Source organism: Flavobacterium sp., from assembly GCF_035456085.1.
Taxonomy (GTDB): domain Bacteria; phylum Bacteroidota; class Bacteroidia; order Flavobacteriales; family Flavobacteriaceae; genus Flavobacterium.
The window spans coordinates 1-8,079 of the sequence record NZ_DATIDY010000213.1 but is presented as its reverse complement, the minus strand read 5'-3'; the positions used below and the strand labels follow the sequence as shown (position 1 = coordinate 8,079).

The 8,079-nt window shown below is 33.7% G+C and carries 5 protein-coding genes; 2 read left to right on the top strand and 3 right to left on the bottom strand.

The genetic code is table 11. The annotated features are described in order from the left end of the window. Positions 1 to 195 precede the first annotated feature (195 nt). A complete protein-coding gene (locus tag VLC96_RS16295) occupies positions 196 to 1,413 on the bottom strand; it encodes a serine hydrolase domain-containing protein (protein WP_325264617.1) in 1,218 nt (405 codons plus the stop codon). Between the two features lie 247 nt (positions 1,414 to 1,660). Here VLC96_RS16295 and VLC96_RS16290 point away from each other — a divergent pair, with 247 nt between their 5' ends. Then, complete coding sequence (locus VLC96_RS16290) at positions 1,661 to 2,863, top strand: NAD(P)-dependent oxidoreductase (protein ID WP_325264615.1); 1,203 nt, start codon at positions 1,661 to 1,663, stop codon at positions 2,861 to 2,863. Positions 2,864 to 3,192: 329 nt separating this feature from the next. Beyond that, positions 3,193 to 4,557 carry a pectate lyase family protein gene (locus VLC96_RS16285; RefSeq protein WP_325264613.1) on the top strand — a complete coding sequence of 455 codons (1,365 nt, stop codon included), beginning with the start codon at positions 3,193 to 3,195 and terminating at the stop codon, positions 4,555 to 4,557. Between the two features lie 288 nt (positions 4,558 to 4,845). On the opposite strand, the gene fumC is transcribed toward VLC96_RS16285, so the two are convergent. Together fumC and VLC96_RS16275 are read right to left on the bottom strand one after the other, a co-directional pair. Then, positions 4,846 to 6,237, bottom strand: coding sequence for a class II fumarate hydratase (fumC, locus tag VLC96_RS16280; protein ID WP_325264611.1), 1,392 nt, complete (start codon positions 6,235 to 6,237; stop codon positions 4,846 to 4,848). Between the two features lie 125 nt (positions 6,238 to 6,362). Further along, a partial coding sequence (locus VLC96_RS16275; protein ID WP_325264610.1) for an insulinase family protein occupies positions 6,363 to 8,079 on the bottom strand: 1,717 nt, incomplete at its 5' end.

Genomic DNA, 8,079 nt, shown 5'->3' with positions numbered 1-8,079 from the left:
TTCAATTCGACTTGCTGTCAAAACCAGTCGACCCCATTTTTAAATTTTGATTACAGAAATTAGGTTTCAGAATCAAATTTCCATTTATTTCCAATGGAAATGTTTTGCAAAGATACAATATCAAGTATCAATTTCAACAGTAAATTTTAAAAATAAGAATACTGTAATTTATAGACTGAATTCTTCTAATCTAAACTATTCTCCATCTGCCACCTTAAATGGATAATCACCAAATATTACAGATAATTTTCTAACAGCATACGTACTTCTGTTAAATTTATTAGATAAAGCAATTATCGTCACATTTTCATCTTTTAACTGAATGTACGATGACGTAAAACCATGCCACCAACCATTGTGGAAATAAAAGTTCTTGCCATTAGGCCAGTTGATCATTCGGATGCCTAAACCGTAATTTTTGGTTCCTTTGTGTTCGTTGCTGTATCCGGTATAAACTTGTGATAACAATTGAGGCTCTAGAAAAGAAGGAGAATTTCTGGCTCTGTCAAATTTTAATAAATCTCTAGGAGTTGAGTAGATATTTTTATCACCATAGATTTTATCCAAATAATCAATTCCAATTTCAACTCTGTTTGCCTTATAAGAAGGAGCTACATTGTGTTTGTCTTTGTCAAAATCAAGAACAAAAGTATGATCCATCCCAAGAGGTTTGAAAATTATTTGTTCCATTGCATCTCTATAAGAAAGCTTGGTCACTTTTTCAATAATCAAGGCCAACATCGCATAATTGGTGTTGCAATAAGCAAATCGGGTACCTGTTTTTTGTTCTAAATTAATATTTTTAGTAGCCATAATAGTCAAAATATCTTGATTAGTCAAGGTATTATGTCTATCCCAAACATTTTTATCACGATCAGTAAAATAAGCATAACTGCGCATGCCGCTTCTATGAGATAATAACATTCTTACGGTAACATCTGGATATGGAAATTCAGGTAAAAAATCAGTTACCTTTTGATCTAAATCTATTCTTTTGGCATTGACTAATTTAAGGACAGCAGTAGCTGTAAGGACTTTACTAACTGAGGCAATATGAATAGGGGTTTCGGGCGTAATTGGAATTTTGGTTCTCAGATTGGCATAACCTTCATACTTTTCAAAAATAATTTGCCCATTTTTTGCCACCAAGAGACCACCATTCATGCTGTTGTTCGGCCAGTTTTTTCTATAAAAAGAATCTATTTGACGTCTTTTTTCTGCAACATAATCAGCAGTCAAAGGGGTTTCCTTACCCATGGGTTTCATTTTGGGTAAGACATTTTTGGGTAAATCCGCGTCTTTTATTTCTATTATTTCTTTATCTGACTTAGTTGCAGATTCTTTTTTGCAGGAATTCAATACTGCCAATGGGAGCAGTAAATATAGTATATTTGCCTTTTTTATAAAATTCATTTTCTTGATACTAAAAGGGCAAATATATAGAATACGATGATTTAGTTTTAGTTTTTTTAATAATAATTATGATCATATTTTAGGTTTTAATTGATGAATTTTATCATATCTAGTTAAATATCAAATATTTACATTTTTGTTATCATCAGAAAATATTTTATAAAAAATCATAAATTGAATAATATTGTTATATTTATGACAAATAACTACATAAAAGTTATATTTATAAAATTAAAAAGCCCAAAAAATGAAATTCGGAATTATTAAAGAAAGAAAAAATCCCCCAGATTACAGAGTTGTTTTTTCTCCAAATGAATTGGCCAAAATAAACCAATTGTACCCTGAAATTGATGTAAAAGTAGAAAGTTCGGATATACGTGTTTTTACTGATTTGGATTATCAAAACATGGGAATTGAAGTAACAAATGATGTTACTGATTGCGATTTTCTTTTTGGTATAAAAGAAATTCCGGTGGATGATTTGATTCCTAATAAATCCTATTTTATTTTTTCGCACACAATCAAAAAGCAACCTCATAATAGAAAATTGCTCCAGGCTATTCTGGAAAAAAACATTGATTTGTATGATCACGAAGCCATTGTTGACGATCATAATCATCGATTGATTGGTTTTGGCAGATATGCAGGAATGGCAGGAGTTTATAATGCATTTCGTGCTTTCGGAATAAAATTTGAATTATTCAAGTTGCCAAAAGCAGAAACTCTTTCAGGTAGGGATGCATTAATTGCACATCTAAAAAGATTGATTTTGCCTCCTTTAAAAATCGTAGTAACAGGTACCGGAAAAGTTGGTAATGGAACCAAAGAAATTTTGGATGCCATGAAAATAAAAGAAGTTACACCAGAGAATTATTTGACAAAAAAATACACACAAGCCGTTTATACTCAGCTTGATGTTTTGGATTATAATAAAAGAAAGGACGGACAGCAGTTAGATTTTGCTGATTTCCTTAATAATCCATCCGAATATGTGTCTGATTTCGAAAAATTTACAAAAGTTTCAGATATTTATATCACCGCTCATTTTCATTCCAATGAAGCACCAGTAATTTTGAGTCGTGATATGCTGAACGCCAATGATTGCCAAATAAAAATCGTAGCTGATATTTCCTGCGATGTCAATGGATCTATTGCTAGCACATTACGTTGCTCAACAATTGCCGAACCGTTCTATGGTTATCATCCGAGCGAAAACAAAGAAGTAGATGTTTTTCATCCCGCAGCCATAGTGGTTATGGCTGTCGATAATTTACCATGCGAAATGCCAAAAGATGCCAGCGTAGGTTTTGGCGAAATGTTTTCGAAGCATGTTATTCCCGCTTTTTTTAACGGAGATAAAGATGGAATTCTACAAAGAGCTAAAATAACCGAAAAAGGTAAACTCACTGAGCGTTTCAGCTATTTACAGGATTATGTTGATGGAAAATAGATTTAAATAAAAACTTAAAATAAGGAAACCGCCTCATTATTAAAATTTTGTGGCGGTTTTTTATATTTTTTCAAGTTTTGAAAAGTTTATAAAAACAAAAAAGCTAATAAAAATCAGCACATACAGTCACTTTTTTTAATTCCCTGATTATTACTGTCCATCCAAATTTTAACACTTAAAAAGTAAAAAAAATCTTTTGTATCTAAATTTATAGGGTAATAAAGAGTTAATTTTGCAGCCGTTTAGATTTACTGAACGTTTTTAAATTTTCAGGTTTAAGTTCAGATATTTTTTAACCCCCCGATTTATCAAATTAAACAATTTATTAAATGAAAAAGAGATTATTTTTAAGTTTTTTTATTCTTGCATTTTATAGTGCCACCGCTCAAAACTATTATATGTCAGCCCCTGAAGGTTTTGGTGCTAATACTACTGGTGGAGCAGGAGGATCAACTGTTACAGTTACTAATTATACTGATTTTTATAATGCGATCAATTCTAACAAACCAACCACAGAAGGAGCAAAAATAATTTTAGTTTCCGGAACTATTACCTGTCCTTATACCAGTGTACTGATTAAAAATAAAACTATTATTGGTTTACCAGGAGCTAAGTTGGTTAATATTGATCAAACAAAAACAGGATCTGGAATTCTTTACTTAAAAGGAGGATCAGATAATGTAATCATCAGAAACTTAATTTTTGAAGGTCCGGGAGCTTGGGATATTGGAGGTCAAGACAATCTTGCTGCAGATGGTGCTACCAATCTTTGGATTGATCATTGTGATTTTCAAGATGGAATCGATGGAAATTTTGACTTGAAAAATAATGCCGATAATATTACGGTTTCGTGGTGTAAATTTGGTTATAATAAACCACCAACACTTACTGGTTATGAATCTGGTGGAACTCCAGATCACCGCTTTTCAGATTTGATAGGTTCTGGTAGTACCAATGCACCTACTGATGGTCATTTCAGTGTTACTTTTCAAAATTGTTATTGGGCCGAAGGCTGTAAAGAAAGAATGCCGAGAGCTAGAAATGCTGAATTACATATTTTAAATTGCTATTATAATACAAGTACTTCCAGTTCTGTCGCAATTGGTTTAGGTGGAGGAACTAATGGTACTACTTGTTATGTTGAAAACACCAATTTTGCACAAATTAAAAATGTATATAAAAATTATGATAGTTCAGATGGTGGAACATCTATTATAACTTACAAAGGGTCTATTCAAGGAGCTTCTTCAACTCCTATTTCAGATTCACAAACAGCTACAACGGTTCCTTATACCTCCTACAGTGTAATGTCAGTTGAAGATGTAGCCACTTATGTTCCTAACGCTACATGTGGAGCAGGAGCGACTTTAAATGTTACTGCAGACGGAACAATATCAGCTTGTACTAATTTAGGAACAAAAGACTATACTGTTGCTAATAAAGAAGCGCAAATGAAATTATTCCCAACGACTATAGAATCATCTTTGAATGTTTATTTATCAGACAATGTGACTGGAGAAATTTTTGTTGATATCTACACTGTTTTTGGAACAAAAGTTTTTTCATACACAAAAAAAGATCGAGTTTCTGGCGAAAAAATCACTTTTGATTTAGCAGATTTGGCAACAGGAGTATATTTGTGCACTGTGAGAACAAACGAAACTACACTTACCTCAAAATTTATCAAAGATTAAACTTTATTAAAATAAAATATATCCAGTCCCGAATCACTTTTTAGGACTGGATTTTTTTTTGAAATCACATTTGGTCGAAAGGTCATTTGGGCGTGCCACCATTCCTATAAAAGGGCTAATATTCTTTGTGGTTATACGCCCTTTTATAGGAATGCTGTCGTGCTATCCGCGTTACTTCGGTAACTTGCTTCTATCACTCACGCAGTGACAAACAACTTTAGGATAAATTCAGCTTTTGGTTTTCTATTTACTTTTCAATTTTATAATCTGAGATCTGGTTACGGGTTCTTAATTCCCGACCATATCTTCTGGTTTTACCCACTGGTCAAAATCTTCGGATGTTACATAACCCAAACGAACAGCTTCTTCCTTGAGTGTAGTTCCATTTTTATGCGCCGTTTGAGCAATTTCAGCTGATTTGTAATAGCCGATTTTAGTATTCAACGCCGTTACTAACATCAACGAATTGTTTACCAATTCTTCAATGCGTTTGTAATTCGGCTCAATTCCCTGAGCACAATGTAAATCGAATGAAAGACATGCGTCACCAAGCAATTCCGCTGATTGCAGGAAGTTGGCCGCCATCATTGGTTTAAAAACATTTAGTTCATACTGTCCTTGCATACCGCCAACAGTTATTGCCATGTCGTTACCAATAACTTGCGCGCAAACCATAGTAAGCGCCTCACATTGCGTCGGATTTACTTTTCCAGGCATAATTGAAGAACCCGGTTCGTTTTCGGGAATCAAAATTTCGCCAATTCCAGAACGTGGCCCAGAAGCCAGCATTCTAATGTCATTAGCAATTTTATTCAGAGAAACAGCCAGTTGTTTGAGTGCACCGTGAGTCTCTACAATTGCATCGTGCGTGGCAAGCGCTTCAAATTTATTAGGTGCTGTCACAAAAGGATGTCCGGTAAACTGACTAATATATTCAGCGACCTTTACATCATAACCTTTTGGAGTATTCAAACCTGTACCAACAGCGGTTCCACCCAATGCAATTTGAGACAAATGTGGCAAAGTGTTTCTAACAGCTTTCAAACCAAAGTCTAATTGTGCCGCGTAGCCCGAAATTTCTTGTCCCAAAGTTAGGGGAGTAGCATCCATCAAATGTGTCCGTCCAATTTTCACAACTGATTTAAATTCGTCAGCTTTTTTTTGAAGCGTAACTCTTAATTTCTCAACATTTGGAATAGTTTTTTCAACAACCATTTTGTAAGCGGCAATATGCATGGCGGTTGGAAACGTATCATTTGAAGATTGCGATTTATTCACGTCATCATTGGCTTTGATAAAAGGTTCATTGTCGGTAATACTGAGACCTTTCAAAACTTGAGCGCGATTAGCAATTACTTCATTGACATTCATATTGCTTTGTGTCCCCGAACCTGTTTGCCAAATCACTAGCGGAAATTCCTCTGAAAGTTTGCCTTCGAGAATTTCATCGCATACCGATGCTATGGCATCTCTTTTTTCTACAGGTAAAACTCCTAATTCATAATTGGTGTAAGCAGCGGCTTTTTTCAAAAATGCAAATCCTTCAATAATTGGTTTTGGCATCGATGCAGAAGGACCAATTTTGAAATTATTTAGTGAACGTTCCGTCTGTGCTCCCCAATATCTATCAGCAGGAACCTGAACTTCTCCCATTGTATCTTTTTCAATTCTATATTTCATCTTAGTTTGTTTTGTTGTTGTTTGGACTATTAAAATTAGTCCTTTTTTTAGTTTAATTAGAACGAATGAAATAAAAAAAAGTATTGATCGCTCAATACTTTTTAAGGTTTTATTTTTGATTGGAATTACTTTTTAACGTAATCACCAGCATTTACAACTACGAATTTTTTAGGATCAAAATATTTAACCAACGCTGCATTTACTTTTTGAACATCTAGATTTTTAACTTTGTTTTCAAAATCTTGATAATCTTTAAAAGTTTTTCCTAAATCCAAATTTTCTCTTAGCTCACGCACTAAAAATTCATCTGTTCCCAACATTGTTTGTCTGGTTTGTAACCAAGATTTTAATGAATTATCAAATTCTTCTTTAGTAAATCCTTTGCTAATTGCTTTCTGAATTTCTTCGTTCAAAGCATTACTTAATTTATCTTTCATCGTTGGATTGTAGAAAGCATAAATGCCCCAATCAGTTGTAGGATCTATGTAATTGGCTTGTAAATAAGAACCAGCGCCATAACTTAATCCTTCAGTTTCACGCAAACGTTGTGGTATTCTTGATGATAAAAAAGCTCCACCTCCTAATAATTCATTAGCCATTTCGATTGCAGGATAATCCGGGCTTTTTTCACCAATATTCAAATTAATTTTCCCAAACAAAGTAGCATTCGTTTTATCATTAATCTGAATAGTTTTGGTAGTCGATTTTACATTAAAGTATTGAGTTGGAATTCTTTTATAAGCAATCTTTGGATTCCAATTATCAAAGGTATCGCTTAGAAATTTTTTGATAGCATCCTTGTCAATTCCGCCTACAAAGGAAGAAACACTGTTTTTGCCACCATAAAAAGTTGCATAAAAGTCTTTAATATCTTCAATTGTAATTTTGTCCAAAGTTGCCAGACTTTCATCAATTGTCTCTGCGTAATATGGATGCGTTTTAGGATACAAAGAGGTTAGTTTTGTTAATTCCTGACTTGCCACTGCTTGTGGTTCGTTGCGGTTGGCTTCCAGTCCGTTTTTGGTTTCTAATTTTAATTTTTCAAATTCGGTAACATCAAAAGAAGGATTTTTTAAAATGTCTTGTACTAAATCCAAGGCATGATTCAAATTGGTTTTGTCAGTGCTGATTCTCACATACAAGCCATCAACTGCTCCCGAAAGGCTTAAATTGATTTTGTATTGATCTAGTTGGTCGTTGATTTGTTTTTTAGTTCTGTTTTTGGTTCCAAGTTTCAGCATACTTGCGGTAAGATTTGCAATCATTGATTTTTGGCTTAATGATTTTTCATCTCCCATTCTCAACAATAATCTCCCTTCAATTTTGTTACCTTTTGCTGGTTTTTCTAGTAAAGCATATTTACCACCAGAGGCTAATTTGCCTTCTTCGGTAGATTTTATAATATTCTCAACTGTTGCTTCAAAAGTAGCGGTATTGGCTTCCATTGCTTTTCCTTTATAATCTTTTACCAAAGCTGCAATATCTGTAATTTCGTTTACTTTAGTTCGTTCGCTGGTTGCTTCTGGAATAAAACGCCCCCAGGTTCTATTGCTTTGTAAATAGTATTTTTTTGCAGCATTCTGAATGTCAGCTACCGTTAAAGCTTCAACATTATCCCTATTTTTAAAGAATAATCTCCAATCACCAGCCGAAATATATTCGGTCATTGCTATTGATAAATTGATGGTTTTGTTATAAGTGTTTTCAAATTGTTTTAGCAATTCATTTTTAGCGCGTGTCAGATCTTCTTCGGTAAAAGTCATTGAAGGAACTGAGTTCATAGTTTCCAAAAAGGCTTTTTGAACTGTATTAATGTCTTTGTCTTTGCTGATTTCGCAAGCA

What these genes read in the sequence shown, in the direction of transcription:
- VLC96_RS16295 (WP_325264617.1), bottom strand. Translation starts at nt 1,413, where the DNA reads ATGAATTTTATAAAAAAGGCAAATATACTATATTTACTGCTCCCATTG.
- VLC96_RS16290 (WP_325264615.1), top strand. Translation starts at nt 1,661, where the DNA reads ATGAAATTCGGAATTATTAAAGAAAGAAAAAATCCCCCAGATTACAGA.
- VLC96_RS16285 (WP_325264613.1), top strand. Translation starts at nt 3,193, where the DNA reads ATGAAAAAGAGATTATTTTTAAGTTTTTTTATTCTTGCATTTTATAGT.
- fumC (WP_325264611.1), bottom strand. Translation starts at nt 6,237, where the DNA reads ATGAAATATAGAATTGAAAAAGATACAATGGGAGAAGTTCAGGTTCCT.